The sequence below is a fragment of the Kitasatospora sp. NPDC056184 genome (assembly GCF_042268405.1).
Classification (GTDB): Bacteria; Actinomycetota; Actinomycetes; order Streptomycetales; family Streptomycetaceae; genus Kitasatospora.
Map to the genome: position 1 here is coordinate 93,956 of NZ_JBHJUI010000008.1, position 15,496 is coordinate 109,451.

Annotated in this window: 10 protein-coding genes, 1 tRNA gene and 1 pseudogene; 5 read left to right on the plus strand and 7 right to left on the minus strand. The window is 73.4% G+C overall.

The genetic code is table 11. From position 1 onward, the window contains the following. Positions 1-141: 141 nt before the first annotated feature. Together grpE and dnaK are read right to left on the minus strand one after the other, a co-directional pair. Entirely contained in the window at positions 142-774 is a 633-nt protein-coding gene (gene grpE, locus ACFC0B_RS17930; protein ID WP_376086770.1) for a nucleotide exchange factor GrpE, read from the minus strand. Then, positions 771-2,621, minus strand: a complete 1,851-nt coding sequence (dnaK, locus tag ACFC0B_RS17935; RefSeq protein ID WP_376086771.1) for a molecular chaperone DnaK — start codon at positions 2,619-2,621, stop codon at positions 771-773. The genes grpE and dnaK overlap by 4 nt, the downstream gene beginning before the upstream one ends. Positions 2,622-2,921: 300 nt before the next feature. Here dnaK and ACFC0B_RS17940 point away from each other — a divergent pair, with 300 nt between their 5' ends. The 4 genes and pseudogenes from ACFC0B_RS17940 to ACFC0B_RS17955 all read left to right on the plus strand — a co-directional run bounded on the left by ACFC0B_RS17940 (position 2,922) and on the right by ACFC0B_RS17955 (position 8,667). Further along, on the plus strand, positions 2,922-5,144 hold the full coding sequence (locus ACFC0B_RS17940; RefSeq protein ID WP_376086772.1) for a (Fe-S)-binding protein: 2,223 nt from the start codon (positions 2,922-2,924) through the stop codon (positions 5,142-5,144). A 287-nt stretch (positions 5,145-5,431) separates the two neighbouring features. Beyond that, positions 5,432-6,505, plus strand: a pseudogene (locus ACFC0B_RS17945) (sugar phosphate nucleotidyltransferase); the annotation flags it as partial. Positions 6,506-6,667: 162 nt separating this feature from the next. Further along, the gene (locus ACFC0B_RS17950) at positions 6,668-7,681 is read left to right on the plus strand and encodes a Yip1 family protein (protein WP_376086773.1); all 1,014 of its coding nucleotides are present in this window, start codon (positions 6,668-6,670) and stop codon (positions 7,679-7,681) included. 95 nt (positions 7,682-7,776) lie between these two features. Next, complete coding sequence (locus ACFC0B_RS17955) at positions 7,777-8,667, plus strand: metal-dependent hydrolase (RefSeq protein ID WP_376086774.1); 891 nt, start codon at positions 7,777-7,779, stop codon at positions 8,665-8,667. Between the two features lie 62 nt (positions 8,668-8,729). Here the strand turns inward: ACFC0B_RS17955 and dcd are convergent, their stop codons facing one another. Together dcd and ACFC0B_RS17965 are read right to left on the minus strand one after the other, a co-directional pair. Further along, positions 8,730-9,305 (minus strand): dCTP deaminase, encoded by a 576-nt coding sequence (gene dcd / locus ACFC0B_RS17960; RefSeq protein WP_376086775.1) that lies wholly within the window; start codon positions 9,303-9,305, stop codon positions 8,730-8,732. A gap of 82 nt (positions 9,306-9,387) precedes the next feature. After that, on the minus strand, positions 9,388-9,624 hold the full coding sequence (locus ACFC0B_RS17965) for a hypothetical protein (protein ID WP_376086776.1): 237 nt from the start codon (positions 9,622-9,624) through the stop codon (positions 9,388-9,390). A 260-nt stretch (positions 9,625-9,884) separates the two neighbouring features. Here ACFC0B_RS17965 and ACFC0B_RS17970 point away from each other — a divergent pair. Beyond that, a tRNA-Gly gene (locus tag ACFC0B_RS17970) sits at positions 9,885-9,958 on the plus strand. Between the two features lie 53 nt (positions 9,959-10,011). Here the strand turns inward: ACFC0B_RS17970 and ACFC0B_RS17975 are convergent. The 3 genes from ACFC0B_RS17975 to ACFC0B_RS17985 all read right to left on the minus strand — a co-directional run bounded on the left by ACFC0B_RS17975 (position 10,012) and on the right by ACFC0B_RS17985 (position 15,357). Next, positions 10,012-11,259 carry an MFS transporter gene (locus ACFC0B_RS17975; protein WP_376086777.1) on the minus strand — a complete coding sequence of 416 codons (1,248 nt, stop codon included), beginning with the start codon at positions 11,257-11,259 and terminating at the stop codon, positions 10,012-10,014. Further along, positions 11,244-11,882, minus strand: a complete 639-nt coding sequence (locus tag ACFC0B_RS17980; protein ID WP_376086778.1) for a pyridoxamine 5'-phosphate oxidase family protein — start codon at positions 11,880-11,882, stop codon at positions 11,244-11,246. The genes ACFC0B_RS17975 and ACFC0B_RS17980 overlap by 16 nt, the downstream gene beginning before the upstream one ends. Before the next feature lie 214 nt (positions 11,883-12,096). After that, positions 12,097-15,357 carry a BTAD domain-containing putative transcriptional regulator gene (locus ACFC0B_RS17985; RefSeq protein ID WP_376086779.1) on the minus strand — a complete coding sequence of 1,087 codons (3,261 nt, stop codon included), beginning with the start codon at positions 15,355-15,357 and terminating at the stop codon, positions 12,097-12,099. Positions 15,358-15,496: the final 139 nt, after the last annotated feature.

Genomic DNA, 15,496 nt, shown 5'->3' on the forward strand with positions numbered 1-15,496 from the left:
GAGGTCCATCGTCACAGTGCTGTCAACGGTCCGGGCACGGCCGTCCGTGCCCGGGCACATCGACAACGCGCTGCGGAGCCGGCCGCCGTACTGGCCGGCGTACGACTCCGCAGCGCAAGGGTTGTCAGCTGTCACCGGTGGTCAGCTGTCCGAGCCACCGTCGGCCTGGTCCTTCTTCTCCCCGCCCTTGGCGGCGTCGGCGTCCGGGCCGGACGCGGTCTGGGTGCCCGGCTGGGGCTCCGCGACCGCGACCATCGCCGGGCGGATGATCCGCTCGCCGATCCGGTAGCCGGGCTGGAGGATCTGGACGCAGGTGTCCTCGGTGACGTCCGAGGAGTAGCTGTGCATCAGCGCCTCGTGCATGGTCGGGTCGAAGGGCTCGCCCTCCTTGCCGAACTGCTGCAGGCCCAGCTTGGCGACGACCGTCTCCAGCGACTCCGCGACGGACTTGAAGCCGCCCGTCACCTCGCCGTGGTCGCGGGCGCGGCCGATGTCGTCCAGCACCGGGATCAGCGACTCCAGGATGTTGGAGACGGCGATCTCGCGGACCGTCAGCCGGTCGCGCTCGACCCGCTTGCGGTAGTTCTGGTACTCGGCCTGGAGGCGCTGGAGGTCGGCGGTGCGCTCGGCCGCCTCGCGCTTGGCCGCGGCGACCTCGTCCGTGCCGGAGGAGCCCTCGGCCCCGGCCGCGGCGGCCTCCTCGGCCGCCTTGATCACGGCCTCCTCGGCGGCGGAGTCGTCGCCGGGCTCGGCACCCTGCGGCTTCTCCGTCATGCCGCACCGCCCTTGGGCTTCTCGTCGTCCACGATCTCGGCGTCGACGACGTCGTCGTCCTTGGCACCGGCGTCACCGGCCGCACCCGCGCCCGCGCCCGCCGCACCGGCGGCGTCGGCGTTGGCGTACAGCGCCTGGCCGAGCTTCTGGGCGGTGGTGGAGACCTTCTCCGAGGCCTCGCGGATCTTCGCGATGTCCTCGCCCTTCAGGGCCTCCTTGAGCTCGCCGATCGCGGTCTCGACCTCGGTCTTGACGTCGGCCGGCAGCTTGTCGGCGTTGTCGGCGATGAACTTCTCGGTGGAGTAGACGAGCTGCTCGGCCTGGTTGCGGGTCTCCACGGCCTCGCGGCGCTTGTGGTCCTCCTCCGCGTACTGCTCGGCCTCGCGCATCATGCGCTCGATGTCGTCCTTCGGCAGCGCGGAGCCGCCGGTGACGGTCATCTTCTGCTCCTTGCCGGTGCCGAGGTCCTTGGCGCCGACGTGCATGATGCCGTTGGCGTCGATGTCGAAGGTGACCTCGATCTGGGGCAGGCCGCGCGGGGCCGGCGGCAGGCCGGTCAGCTCGAACATGCCGAGCTTCTTGTTGTACGCCGCGATCTCGCGCTCGCCCTGGTAGACCTGGATCTGCACGGACGGCTGGTTGTCCTCGGCCGTGGTGAAGATCTCCGAGCGCTTGGTCGGGATCGTGGTGTTGCGCTCGATCAGCTTGGTCATGATGCCGCCCTTGGTCTCGATGCCGAGGGACAGCGGGGTGACGTCGAGCAGCAGGACGTCCTTGACCTCGCCCTTGAGGACACCGGCCTGGAGCGAGGCGCCGATGGCGACGACCTCGTCCGGGTTGACGCCCTTGTTGGCTTCCTTGCCGCCGGTCAGCTCGCGGACCAGGTCGGCGACGGCCGGCATGCGGGTGGAGCCGCCGACGAGGACGACGTGGTCGATCTCGGAGAGCGAGATGCCGGCGTCCTTGATCACGTTGTTGAACGGGATCTTGCAGCGCTCCAGCAGGTCGGAGCTCAGCTGCTGGAACTGGGCCCGGGTGAGCTTCTCGTCCAGGTGCAGCGGGCCCTCGGCGGAGGCCGTGATGTAGGGCAGGTTGATCGAGGTCTCGGAGGACGAGGACAGCTCGATCTTGGCCTTCTCGGAGGCCTCGCGCAGACGCTGCAGGGCCATCTTGTCCTTCGACAGGTCCACGCCGTGGCCCGCCTGGAAGACCTTGACCAGGTGGTCGACGATCTTCTGGTCCCAGTCGTCGCCGCCGAGGTGGTTGTCACCGTTGGTGGCCTTCACCTCGACGACCCCGTCGCCGATCTCCAGCAGGGAGACGTCGAAGGTGCCGCCGCCGAGGTCGAAGACCAGGATGGTCTGGTCGTCCTTGTCCAGGCCGTAGGCCAGGGCGGCCGCGGTGGGCTCGTTGACGATGCGCAGGACGTTGAGGCCCGCGATCTCACCGGCCTCCTTGGTGGCCTGGCGCTCCGAGTCGGAGAAGTACGCCGGGACGGTGATGACGGCGTCGGTGACGGTCTCGCCCAGGTAGGCCTCGGCGTCCCGCTTCAGCTTCTGCAGGATGAAGGCGCTGATCTGCTGCGGGTTGAAGTCCTTGCCGTCCAGCCCGATCTTCCAGCTGGTGCCCATGTGGCGCTTGACCGACCGGATGGTGCGGTCGACGTTGGTGACCGCCTGGCGCTTGGCCACCTCGCCGACGAGCACCTCGCCGTTCTTCGCGAAGGCGACGACGGACGGCGTGGTCCGCGCACCCTCGGCGTTCGTGATGACGGTGGGCTCGCCACCCTCCAGAACGCTGACGACCGAGTTCGTCGTACCGAGGTCGATGCCGACCGCGCGTGCCATCGTAGATACCTCCACGGAAGAGTTGAGCTTTACGGGCTCAAGGATGCATGACGGAGCGGGCGCCGTCAACAGGACTGAGTCCTCGGCGCTCAACTTTGCTGAGCCGTTCGTCCGGAGCGCGGCGGGCGGGCCGTGCCGGAGGTGCACGCGCGTGACTGCCGCCATACCTTGAGCATCTTCAGGAGAAGTGTTGGCGAACGGTAATGTCCGGCCCGTCGGCCCTGGAAGTTACCGACGAGTACACTCCCCTCGGGGACACTGCACACCAGTTACACGCAAGCCGCAGGAGACGGAGAGCCGATGCAGCTAGCAGCGATCGTCATCTCGCTGGTCACATTCGTGGTCGGCACCGCGCTCGCCGCTCGTGCGGCGCTGTACATCTACCGGGTGGTGCGGACCGGCCAGCCGGACCCCACCCGCTTCGGGCAGCCCGCGCAGCGGGTGAAGACCGTGGCCGTGGAGTTCGTCGGCCACACCCGGATGAACCGCTGGGGCATCGTCGGCATCGCCCACTGGTTCGTCGCGGTCGGCTTCTTCACCCTGGGCCTGACCCTGCTGACCGCGTTCTTCCAGCTGTTCGACGCCGAGTTCGTGCTGCCGGTGCTCGGCGGCTGGCTGCCGTACGAGCTGTTCACCGAACTGGTCGGCACCCTCACCACGCTGGGCATCGCGACGCTGATCGTGATCCGCCTGCTGAGCCTGCCCGGCCGAGCCGGCCGCAAGTCCCGCTTCGCCGGATCGATCGCCTGGCAGGCCTTCTACGTCGAGTACACGATCCTCGGCATCGGCCTCTGCATCATGATCCTGCGCGGCCTGGAGGGCGCGCTGGAGAACGTCGGCTCCTACGAGGCCAAGTACCTCATCTCCTACCCGCTGGTGGCGGCCTTCCGCGGCCTGTCCCACGGCACGCTGGAGAACCTGGTCTACCTCTTCGCGATGCTGAAGATCAGCATCTCCTTCGCCTGGGCGATCACCATCGGCGTCAACCCCTCGATGGGCGTCGCCTGGCACCGCTTCCTGGGCTTCTTCAACATCTACTTCAAGCGCGAGGAGGACGGCTCCACCGCGCTCGGCGAACTGCGCCCGATGACCAGCGGCGGCGAGCCGATCGACTTCGAGGACCCGGCCGACGACGCGGTCTTCGGCGTCTCCCAGGTCGAGCACTTCTCCTGGAAGGGCATCCTCGACTTCTCCACCTGCACCGAGTGCGGCCGCTGCCAGTCGCAGTGCCCGGCCTGGAACACCGGCAAGCCGCTCTCCCCGAAGCTGCTGATCATGAGCCTGCGCGAGCACGCCTTCGGCAAGGCCCCCTACCTGCTCGCCGGCGGCGGCAAGGACATGGAGGGCACCGAGCGGGCCACCGCCGAGCAGCTGAAGGACGTCCCCGCGGCCGCCCTGGCCGAGGCCGAGCGCCCGCTGATCGGCACCGCCGAGGAGAACGGCGTCATCGACCCGGACGTGCTGTGGTCCTGCACCACCTGCGGCGCCTGCGTCGAGCAGTGCCCGGTCGACATCGAGCACATCGACCACATCGTCGACATGCGCCGCTACCAGGTCATGATCGAGTCCTCGTTCCCCACCGAGGCCGGCACCATGCTCAAGAACCTGGAGAACAAGGGCAACCCCTGGGGCATGGCGACCAAGGCCCGGCTCGACTGGGTCAAGGAGCTCAAGAAGGAGACCGGCATCGAGGTGCCGGTGATCGGCGAGGACATCGACCCCGCCGAGGTCGAGTACCTGTACTGGGTGGGTTGCGCCGGCGCCCTGGAGGACCGCGCGAAGAAGACCACCAAGGCCTTCGCCGAGCTGCTGCACACCGCCGGCGTGCAGTTCGCGATCCTCGGCAAGGAGGAGTCCTGCACCGGTGACTCCGCCCGCCGCCTGGGCAACGAGTTCCTCTTCCAGATGCTCGGCGCGCAGAACGTCGAGACCCTGAACGCCGCGCTGGAGGACGCCCCGGTCAAGCGGATCGTGGCGACCTGCCCGCACTGCTTCAACACCATCGCCAACGAGTACCCGCAGCTGGGCGGCCACTTCGAGGTCATCCACCACACCCAGTTGCTGCAGCACCTCATCGACGAGGGCAGGCTCGTGCCGGTCAACCCGGTCGAGGGCCTCATCACCTACCACGACCCCTGCTACCTGGGCCGCCACAACAAGGTCTACAGCCCGCCGCGCGAGATCATGGACAAGGTCCCGGGGCTCCGCCAGCAGGAGATGCACCGCCACAAGGAGCGCGGCTTCTGCTGCGGCGCCGGCGGCGCGCGGATGTGGATGGAGGAGCGCATCGGCAAGCGGATCAACACCGAGCGCGTCGACGAGGCGCTGTCCCTCGACCCGGACATCGTCTCCACCGCCTGCCCGTTCTGCCTCGTCATGCTCTCCGACTCGGTCAACGGCAAGAAGAACGAGGGCGCGGCCAAGGAGCACCTGAAGGTCGTCGACGTCGCCCAGCTGCTGCTCGACTCGGTCAAGGCGGTCCCGCCGGCCGAGGCCGAGGAGCCGCGGACCGTCGACGCCTGAGGCGCGTTGTTCGACAGTTCTGCAACAACCGCCCGGCCCGGCGGGTGCCACCAGCGCCCGTTCGGGCCGGGCTTTTCCCGCTCCCGCGGACGCCGCGCGGACACCGCCCCCCGCGCCGAACGCCGGGCCGCCCGGCGGCCCGGCGTTCGGGAGGAAATACAGTAGGCGCCGGACCGGCCGCGCGCCGGTCGATCCGTTCCGGCCCCCGGAACGGCGTACAGCAGACCGACGGAGGTATCGGCCCGCCGGGCCGGGCCGCAGAGACCACAAGGGGAACAGCGCAGACCATGACCGAGGCGATCATGCTGGTCGGTGGTAAGGGCACGCGACTGCGTCCGCTGACCACTCACACCCCCAAGCCCATGCTGCCGGTGGCAGGCGTTCCGTTCATCGCGCACCAGCTGGCCCGCGCGGCCGCGGCCGGGGTCACCCGCGTGGTGCTCGCCACCTCCTACCTCGCCGAGGTCTTCGAGGACCACTTCCAGGACGGCACGCCCTACGGCATCGAGCTGGTCTACCTGACCGAGCGCGAGCCGCTCGGCACCGGCGGCGCCATCCGCAACGCGGCCACCGGGCTGACCTGCGGCCCCGACGAGCCGGTCCTGGTCTTCAACGGCGACATCCTCTCCGGCGTCGACATCGCCGCCCTGCGCGACGGCCACGTGGCCGCCGGGGCCGACGTCACCCTGCACCTCACCCGGGTCGAGGACCCGCGCGCCTTCGGACTCGTCCCCACCGACGCCGACGGGCGGGTGCTGGAGTTCCTGGAGAAGCCGGAGACGCCCGAGCAGATCGTCACCGACCAGATCAACGCCGGCTGCTACGTCTTCACCCGCTCGGTCATCGACCGCATCCCGGCCGGCCGCGAGGTCTCCGTCGAGCGCGAGACCTTCCCCGAGCTGCTGGCCACCGGCGCGCTGCTGCGCGGCGTCGTCGACACCTCCTACTGGCTGGACCTCGGCACCCCGGCCGCCTTCGTGCGCGGCTCGGCCGACCTGGTGCTCGGCAAGGTCGACTCGCCCGCCGTCCCCGGCCCGACCGGTGACGCCCTGCCGCTGCCCGGCTCGACCGTCCGGCACGGCGCGGTGCTCAGCGGCGGCACCGTGGTCGCCGAGGGCGCGGTGGTCGAGGCCGGCGCGATCGTCGAGGGCAGCGTGATCCTGCCGGGCGCCGTCATCGGGGCGGACACCCTGGTCAAGGACTCGATCGTGGGCGCCTTCGCGACCATCGGCGACCGCACCGCGCTGGACGGCGCGGTGATCGGCGACGGCGCGATCGTCGAGTCCGACAACGAGCTGCCGAACGGCGTGCGGATCGCCTGCGGCACGCTGCTGCCGGTCGGCGCCGTGCGCACCTCGGCCGGCCCGGGCGGGTGCCCGGCCGGCACCAGCGCCGCGGCGGCGGTGCACGGGCCGAAGGTCGGCGCACGGCGGTAGCCGGGCGGCGGTAACAGGCTCGCTGCAAACCGGATCCGGTCCGGTGCCCGCCCACCACGGCGCCCGCCGGACGGGTACCTTCGGAACGTGGCTGGCAATCGATACGACAGCGGTCAGGGCGCCGACCCCCGTGGCGGGTGGTCGGCGCCGCCGCAGCAGCAGGCGACGCCCGGGGGGTACGGGCCGACGGACGGACCGGAGTACTTCACCGGCCCGCAGCAGGGGGCGCACCAGGAGCCGTACGGACCCTACGACCCGTACGGTCCGCGCGCCCCGCACCAGGCCCCGCACGCCCCGCACCACGCCCCGCACCAGGACCCGTACGCGGCCGACAACCCGGGCCACACCCGGGCCTTCCCGGTCGGCGCCGACCCGTACGCGGGCGATCCGTCCTCCTACGGCCAGGCGCAGCCGCCGTACCCGCACCCGGACGGCTACGGCCGGGACCAGCAGGGCTACGGCCACGACCAGCAGGGCTACGGCCAGGAGCAGGACTACGGCCAGGACAACGTCGCCGTCTACCGGGCCGGCGGCCAGTCCGCGCCGCAGGCCACCGGCCCCCGGCCGGCCTGGCGCGAGCTGCTGACCGGTCTGTTCCGCACCCCCACCGCGATCCTCGACCGCACCCGGGACCACCAGGTCTGGCTCCCCGCCGTCGCCGTCTCCCTGGTGTACGGCGCCCTCGCCGTGCTCGGCATCGGTCTGACCCGCGACGACGTGTTCAACTCGACCTTCACCGTGGCGCTCACCGCGATGCTCGCCGCCGCGATCGGCTTCACCCTGGCCGGCGCCATGCTCGGCGCCGTGACCTACGGGCTGGCCCGGCAGTTCGGCGGCGACGGCCCGTGGCAGTCCACGGTCGGCCTCGCCATGCTGATCGGCTGGGTCACCGACGCGCCCCGACTGCTGCTGGCGCTCGTCCTGCCCGCCGACAACCTGGTCGTCCAGGCCGTCGGCTGGGCCACCTGGCTGCTCTGCGGCTACCTGCTGGCCCTCATGGTCCGCCGGGTGCACGACCTGCCCTGGGGCAAGGCGGCCGGCGCGGCCGCGCTGCAGCTGCTGGCCCTGCTGGTGCTGATCAAGCTGCCGACCCTGGGCTGACCCTCGGCGACAATGGACGACGGGCCTCGCCTCGCGGGGCCCGTCGCGTTGTCCTGCCCATCCCCTCGTCCACCCTCACCCGCACGGAGCCAGGCATGACCCTCCCCACCACCCACGTCAGCTTCCCGGCCGGGGCGGTGACCGGCGAGTCGACGGTGCTCGCGGTGCACCCGCTGGACGACGGCCGCTACGCCGTGGTCACCGGGGCGACCCCGTTCCACCCGCTCGACCACACCTGGCCCGACCAACCCGCCGACCTCGGCACCCTCACCGTGGACGGCGTCGAGCTGGCAGTCGTCGACTGCCTCACCGGCGCGGTGGGCCCGGACGGCGGCGCGCCGCTGGTCGGCGCCGACATCCCGGTCCGGCGCGGCGACGAGGAGTGGTCCTGGCTGGTCCTGCACGTCCTCGCGGCCGACCCGGGCGACCTCGTCGGCCGCGGCGCCGTCCTCGCCGTCGACGCCGCGCGCCGCGGCGCGCTCAGCGCCTCGCACAGCGGCTGCCACCTGCTCGCCCTCGCCCTCAACGAGGCGCTCGCGCCGCGCTGGCGCAAGGACCCGGGCCGCGCCGACGCCTTCGGCCACCCGGACTTCGACAGCCTCGCCATGGCGAGCTCGGTGATGGACACCGAGGCCAGCACCGACACCTACCGGCTGGGCAAGTCGCTGCGCAAGAAGGGCTTCACCACCGAGGCCGCCGAGGACCTCCCGGCCCTCGCGGACGCCCTCCCCGCGCTCACCGAGGCCGTCAACCGCCGGCTGGCCGCCTGGGTCGCCGCCGACGCCCCGGTGCGCATCGACGTCCCCGGCCCGGAGCTGACCGCCCGCCGCCAGTGGCACTGCGAGCTGCCCGAGGGCGCGGCGCGGATCTTCTGCGGCGGCACCCACCTGCACCACCTGGGCGAGCTCGCCGAGCTCCGCACCGAGCTGCGGCTCTCCGAGGACGGCAGCGAGCTGGTCGCCGTCACCCGCCCGAAGCGGGCCTGAAACGCCGGCGGGCGGTCCCCCCTCCAGGGGTGACCGCCCGCACCGTGCGCTCTTCGTCCGACTCAGACGTCCGTACGGTGGAAGTTCAGGTAGGAGCGCGACGGCGTCGGACCGCGCTGCCCCTGGTAGCGCGAGCCGTACCGCTCCGAGCCGTACGGGTGCTCCGAGGGCGAGGAGAGCCGGAACAGGCAGAGCTGCCCGATCTTCATCCCCGGGTAGAGCTTGATCGGCAGCGTCGCGACGTTCGACAGCTCCAGCGTCACGTGCCCGCTGAAGCCCGGGTCGATGAAGCCGGCCGTGGAGTGCGTCAGCAGCCCGAGCCGGCCCAGGCTGGACTTGCCCTCCAGCCGCGAGGCGACGTCGTCGGGCAGTGTGATGACCTCGTAGGTCGACGCCAGCACGAACTCGCCCGGGTGCAGGATGAACGCGTCGTCGCCCTCCGGCTCGACCAGCCGGGTCAGGTCCGGCTGCTCCTCGGAGGGGTCGATGTGCGGGTAGCGGTGGTTCTCGAAGACCCGGAAGAAGCGGTCCAGTCGCACGTCGATGCTCGACGGCTGGATCATCGCGGGGTCGAACGGATCGATCACCACCCGGCCGTTGTCGATCTCGGTCCGGATGTCCTTGTCAGAGAGCAGCACGCTTCGAGGTTACGTGCACGACGCGGCCCCGGACGAATCGCCCGGGGCCGCGCCCGTCACTCCACTCCCGTGTCCGCCCTCGTCAGGCGAGGAACTCCGCGGCCTCCAGCCGCAGTGCCCGGGCCAGTTGCGGCTCGGACAGCTCCCGCAGGTCGGCCAGCACCGAACTCCGCAACCGCCCGCACTGCGGACACCTGATCAGCCGGCCGGGCCCCAGCCGGCCGGGCCCGAGGTTCTGCATCGGGAACGTGGTGGTGCTGAACAGGTGCCCCTCGGCACAACGAACGACGGCGCGCTGCTCCATCGATCCCCTTCCCATCCTTACCCCAGTACTCACCCGTACTCGTCGCCCCGAACGGCGGAGCCCCCGGGACCAGCGTCACATTAGGGGATGTACCGGACATTCCACACCAAGGCTCGCCGCCCGCGCCCACCCGCCGGGGCACTCTCACGCGGCCCACACAGTACGCCCCCGCCCCCACCCCCCGCGCCCGGGCCACGCCACCCCCACCTGTGCGGCCGCCGTCACGGATGGGGTACAGTGAGGGACAGATCGAGCGGTCTCTGACGGCTCATCAGGCGGGCGTAGTTTAATGGTAGAACATGAGCTTCCCAAGCTTAGAGCGCGAGTTCGATTCTCGTCGCCCGCTCCACACCGAAAGCCGCAGGTCATCTGACCTGCGGCTTTCGCGTTGTCCGGGCGGGGTCAGGGGTGGGCGCGGGGGAGGGTGCGGACGGGGTGGGCGGCGAGGAGGGCGAGGGCGGTGAGGAGGGCGACGGCGGCGCCGAGGAGGAGGACGCGGTCGGTGCCGAAGGCGTGGGTGGCGGGGCCGGCCAGGGCGCTGCCGAGGGGGTACATGCCGACGGAGCCGGCGACCTCGTAGGCGTGGACGCGGTTGAGGACCTCGCCGGGGACCTGGGTCTGGACGCTGGTGGCCCACATGACGCCCCAGACGCCGGTGCCGGTGCCGACCGCGACCTGGGCGGCGGCGAGCAGCCAGACCGGCCAGCCGAGGACGATGCCGAGCGGGTAGAGGGGGAAGGCCAGCATCGCCACGGCTCCGGCGGCGAGCGGGCGGGCGGGCTTGTAGCGGATCGCCAGCAGGCCTCCGGCGACGGTGCCGGCGCCCAGGGCGCAGTTGAGCAGGCCGAAGGCGGTGGCGCCGTGCTCGGGGACGATGACGCCGGCGGCCACCGACAGCTGCGGGCCCCAGGAGAGCACCGCGAAGACCATCCAGATGACGATCACGCCCCAGAGCCAGCTGCGGGCGCGGAACTCCCGCCAGCCGACCGCCAGGTTGTGCCACAGGGTGCCGCCGGCCGGCGGGGCGGGCACCGGGCCGAGCCGGAGCGTGAACAGGCAGGCGGCGCTGGTTCCGTAGGCGACGGCGGAGATCACCATCACCCAGGCGGTGTCGCCGAGCCCGACCAGGACGCCGGCCAGCGCCGGGCCGCCGAGTCCGGTGAGCGCCTCGGCGGTGCGCAGGACGCCGTTGGCGCCCTGGACGTCGCGCGCGACCAGCGGGACGGTCGAGGAGGCGCCCGGCTGGAACATCGCGTTGGCGGTGCCGGCCACCACCAGCAGCGCGTACAGCTGCCAGAGGTGGTCGATGCCGTGGAGGAACAGCAGGGCGAGCAGGACGTGGGCGGCGAGGTTGGCGAGGTCGGCGGCGATCATCATCCGGCGGGCGGTGAAGCGGTCGGCGAGCACCCCGCCGAACAGCACCAGGCCGGCGAACGGGCCGACCAGGAAGGCCATCGCGTACCCGGCGGTGTCCAGGCCGTACCCGCCGCTGAGCAGGCCGGCCGAGACCGCGACCGGCAGCATCGCCCAGCTGAGCAGGCCGGCGCTGCGGGCCGTGAAGTAGGAGCGGAAGGTGCGGGACCAGATCGCCGGTTCGGCGGTGGGCGGCGCGGGCGGTGAGACCGACGGGTCGGTCAGGAGGTCTTCCACGGGCGTTCGGTTCCTCGGTCGTGCGCGGCGAGTTCCGCGCGCAGGGCGGCGTTCTCCCGCTCCAGCCGTGCGAGCCGGTCGGTGAGTTCGCGGTGGCTCGGGCGGGGGGTGATGTGGTTCGGGCAGTTCCAGGCGAAGGCCTCCACCCGGATGGTGACGATCTGTTCGACCGTGCCGTCGGTGCGCGGCGAGTCCAGCCGGGCGGCGAGCGCGGGGGCGTCGGTGGCCGGGACGGCGGTCGCGCGGCCGAGCAGCTTGAGGCGGGCCCGGCGGGCGTGGTCGAGGAAGAAGAGCGCGACCCGGCCGTCGCCGCGCAGGTTGCCGGTGGTGATGTACTGCCGGTTGCCCCGGACGTCCAGGTAGCCGAGGGTCCGCTCGTTCAGGACGTGGACGAAGCCCGGTGGACCGCCCCGGAACTGGAGGTACGGCCAGCCGGTCGCGCCCACGGTGGCGAACAGGAAGTTGTCGAGGCCGCGGATGAAGTCGGCCTCGGCGCCGGTGAGCGCCTGGGCCTCCGTGCCGCCCGGCATCCGCAGGCGGCGGTCGGCCGCCGCGGCGCTGCCCAGCTCCTGCTGGGCCCGGCGCACCGCGGGGGTGAACGCGAGGTGGTCGTAGCGGCTCATCGGACGCTCCTGGGGGATCACGGTCTGGGGTGCGACCACCGTACGGAGCCGCACCGGCCGGTTCCCGGTAGCCGGACCGGAGGGGGAGCGGCCCGGCGGCAGGCCTGTCCCGGGCCGGCTGACCTGCGGTTCTGCCGCGTTCCGGCGGCCGTGCGGGGGCAACCGGCAGAACCGCGGAAACTGCCGGTCCGGTCCTTCTGCCGCCGCCCGGTGCTCAGCGGAGCCGGACGCCGCCCATCGCCCGGGAGAGCCGGCGTGCCTCGCGCCAGTGCTCGAACGCCCGGCCGCGCGCGCCGAGGGCCGACTGCGCGTGGCCGAGCGCCAGCTGACTGCGCGCCTCGCCGGGCCGGTGCCCGGTCTCGCGGTGCACGGCGAGGGCGGCGTGTCCGCTCTCCAGGGCGGTCCGCGACTCGCCCAGCCGCAACCGGGCCCGGGTCAGGGCGTCGAGCGCGCAGCCTTCGAGCATCCGGAACCGCGCCTCGCGGGAGAGCGCCACGGCGCGCTCCGCGGTGCGCAGGGCGGCCCGCGGCTCCCGGCCCGCCTGGACCGTCGCGAGCCCGACGAGCGCGGCGGCCTGCGGGAAGCTGTCGTGCACCGACTCGGCGAGGCGCAGCGCCTCGCGGTAGCTGTCGGCCGCGTCGGACGGCCGCTGGGCGCGCTCCTGCGCCGCGCCCAGGGCCAGCTGGGCGTTGGCCTCCAGCGCCCGGTTGCGCAGGGTCCGCGCGCCGGCCAGCGCGGTGCGGGCCAGCAGCCGGCCGGTGGCGTGGTCGCCCAGATCGGTGTGGGCGCCGGAGAGGGCGTTCAGGGCCACCGTCTCGCTGAACTTGTTGCCGCTGCGCAGATGGGCCGGGAGGGTCCCGCCGAGCACCCGGATCGCGTCCTCGGGGCGTCCCAGCGCCCGGTGGACGACTCCGAGGTTGGTGTACGAGACCGCCTCCGCGCGGTCCGCGTCGAGCTCGCGGAAGTGCCGGGCCACCTGCGTGAAGTACGCGGCGGCCTCGTGCAGCCGGCCGAGCTTCCAGCAGACCAGGCCGAGGACGGCGATGTCCTCGTCGGGCTCCTCCCGGCGGCCGGGCCGGGCGCTTCGCAGCCGGTCGGCGGTCGCGAGGTCGAAGCAGTCGCCGGTGTACATCCCGGTCGACAGGTAGCTGCGCAGGTGCCGGGCGAGGCGCCGGGCGACGGCGGTGAAGCCGGTGCCGGACGCCTCCTGGACGGCGCCGGCCAGGTTCTCGCGCTCGCGCTCCAGCCACTCCGCGGCCCGCCCGTGGTCGGGGAAGGCGGGAGCGGGCGGCGCCGCTCCGGCGGCCGGGGCCTCGGCGGGGGCGGTGGGGAAGAGCAGCCGGGCCGCGGCGTCGGTGCGCTCCAGGTACCAGCCGAACAGCCGCTTGCGCGCGGCGTGCGCCTCGGTGGCGCCGACCAGCTCGCGGGCGTAGGAGCGCAGCAGGTCGTGCAGTGCGAAGCGGCCGTCCGTCCGTTCCTGCACCAGGTGGGCGTCGGCCAGCGCCGCCAGCAGCGCGGCGGAGGCGGCCGGAGCGGCGTCCGTCAGCGCGGCGGCGCCGTCCGCGGTGAGGTCGGGGCCGGGCATCAGGCCGAGGAGCCGGAACATCCGCCGGGCCGCGGGCGGGAGGGCGCGGTAGGAGAGGTCGAAGGCGGCCCGTACCGTCGAGCCCCGGTCGCCTTCGACGTGCAGCTGGCCGAGGACGTTGCCGCCCGCCAACTCGGCGCAGTGGTCGGCGATCCCGGTGCCGCGGGAGACCAGGTTGGCGCCGGCGATCCGGATCGCCAGCGGCAGGCCGCCGCAGAGCCGGACGAGCGAGCGGGCCGCCTCCTCCTCGGCCGCGACCCGGCACTCGCCGATGGTGCCGGCCAGCAGCCGGAGGGCCTCGTCCGGGCCGAGCACGTCCAGCCCGAGCCGGCGGGCGCCGTCGACGACCAGCCCGGCGAGCCTGCTGCGGCTGGTGATCAGGACGGCGCAGCCCGGGGCGCCCGGGATCAGCGGTCTGACCTGCTCGGCGTCGCGGGCGTTGTCCAGCACGATCAGCACGCGCCGGTCGGCGAGCAGCGTGCGGTACAGCGCCGCGGCCTCGTCCTGGTCCGCGGGCAGCCGGTCGGGCCGGACGCCCAGGGCCCGGAGGAACCGGGCCAGGACGTCGCCGGGGCGCAGCGCCGGGAGCCGGGAGTGGCCGCGCAGGTCGACGAACAGCTGCCCGTCCTCGAAGTGCCGGCGCCGGGCGTGCGCCCAGTGCGTGGCGAGGGCCGTCTTGCCGACCCCGGGCGCGCCGACCACCGCCACCACGTGCGGGCGCCGCGCCGGATCGGGCGCGACGAGGGCGTCCAGCTCCTCCAGTTGCCGCCGCCGGCCGACGTAGGTGCCGGTCGCGGCGGGCAGTTGGGCCGGGCTCGGGCCGGTCGGGCCGGTCGGGGCGGTGCCGCAGACCGGGGCGAGGGGCACCTGCCGGCGCAGCACCCGCAGGTGGGCGTCGTGGACCTCCGGGCCGGGCGCGATGCCCAGCTCCTCGTCGAGCCGGTCGCGCAGGCGGCCGAACACGGTGAGCGCGGCGGCCTGTTCGCCGCAGCTCGCGAGCGCGAGGATCAGCCGGGCGTGCAGGCCCTCGTGCAGCGGCTCGGCGGCCACCAGCTCCGACAGCACCGGGACGGCCTCCCCGGCGCGGCGCAGCAGCAGCGCCGTGTCGGCGTGCAACAGGGCGGCGCCGACCCGCCGTTCGTCGGCCGCGACCGCGGCCGGGTGCCGGCGCAGCGCCGGGTCCGCGTCCGCGAGCACCGGGCCACGCCAGCACCGCAGCGCCCGGGTCAGCGCCTCGTACGCGGCCCCCGGGTCCGGCGCGCGGTGCAAGTGGTGCGCCCGCCGCAGCAGTTCGTCGAACCGGCCGAGGTCGAGCTGGTCCCGGGCGGCCTCCAGCAGATAGCCGGTGGGGGTGCGGACGACGGTCGGCGGCGGGGCCGTCCGCGGGCCCTCGGGTGCCAGCAGCCGGCGGACCTGGCTGACGTAGCCGTGGACGAGGCTCCGGTGGGAGCCGGGCGGTCCGGACGGCCAGAGGGTGTCGGTGATCTCCTGCCGGGTGGCGGGCCCGGGGTGCTTGAGCGCCAGCAGCCCGAGCAGGCGGCGCAGCATCGGACCGGTGACCGGGACGGGGGTGCGGCCGTGCTGGAGGGCGAGCGGTCCGAGGATCAGCAGCCGGGGCGGCCCGGCGTCGCGCGCCGGCTCGGCGCGGCCGGCGGCCAGCAGGTCCGCCGGCTCGGCGCCGGTCAGTTCCAGCGCCTCGGCCAGCCGTCGCAGGGTGTCCGCCCGGGGCCGCCGGACCCGTCCGTGTTCGAGGTCGCGCAGCGCCCTGGTGCTGATCCCGGCCCGTTCCGCGGCCGCTTCCTGGCTCAGTCCGGCCCGCCCGCGGTACGCCTGGAGCCGCGCACCGAACGCCGTCGGCCCGCCCGCCGCGGCCGCCGTCTGCTCCGCCATGGCGTCCCCCTCGTCCCGGTGATCAGTGTGGACCGGAGCGATCCGCCGGGCAAGGGAGGGCCGGGGCCTGAGCGGGGGCGGGAAGCAGGGAGGCGCGGAGCGGGTCCCCCCGGACCCGCTCCGCGCCGCGTCGACGCAC

Coding starts and splice junctions, on each gene's coding strand:
- grpE (WP_376086770.1), bottom strand. CDS start 774: ATGACGGAGAAGCCGCAGGGTGCCGAGCCCGGCGACGACTCCGCCGCC.
- dnaK (WP_376086771.1), bottom strand. CDS start 2,621: ATGGCACGCGCGGTCGGCATCGACCTCGGTACGACGAACTCGGTCGTC.
- ACFC0B_RS17940 (WP_376086772.1), top strand. CDS start 2,922: ATGCAGCTAGCAGCGATCGTCATCTCGCTGGTCACATTCGTGGTCGGC.
- ACFC0B_RS17955 (WP_376086774.1), top strand. CDS start 7,777: ATGACCCTCCCCACCACCCACGTCAGCTTCCCGGCCGGGGCGGTGACC.
- ACFC0B_RS17965 (WP_376086776.1), bottom strand. CDS start 9,624: ATGGGAAGGGGATCGATGGAGCAGCGCGCCGTCGTTCGTTGTGCCGAG.
- ACFC0B_RS17980 (WP_376086778.1), bottom strand. CDS start 11,882: ATGAGCCGCTACGACCACCTCGCGTTCACCCCCGCGGTGCGCCGGGCC.
- ACFC0B_RS17985 (WP_376086779.1), bottom strand. CDS start 15,357: ATGGCGGAGCAGACGGCGGCCGCGGCGGGCGGGCCGACGGCGTTCGGT.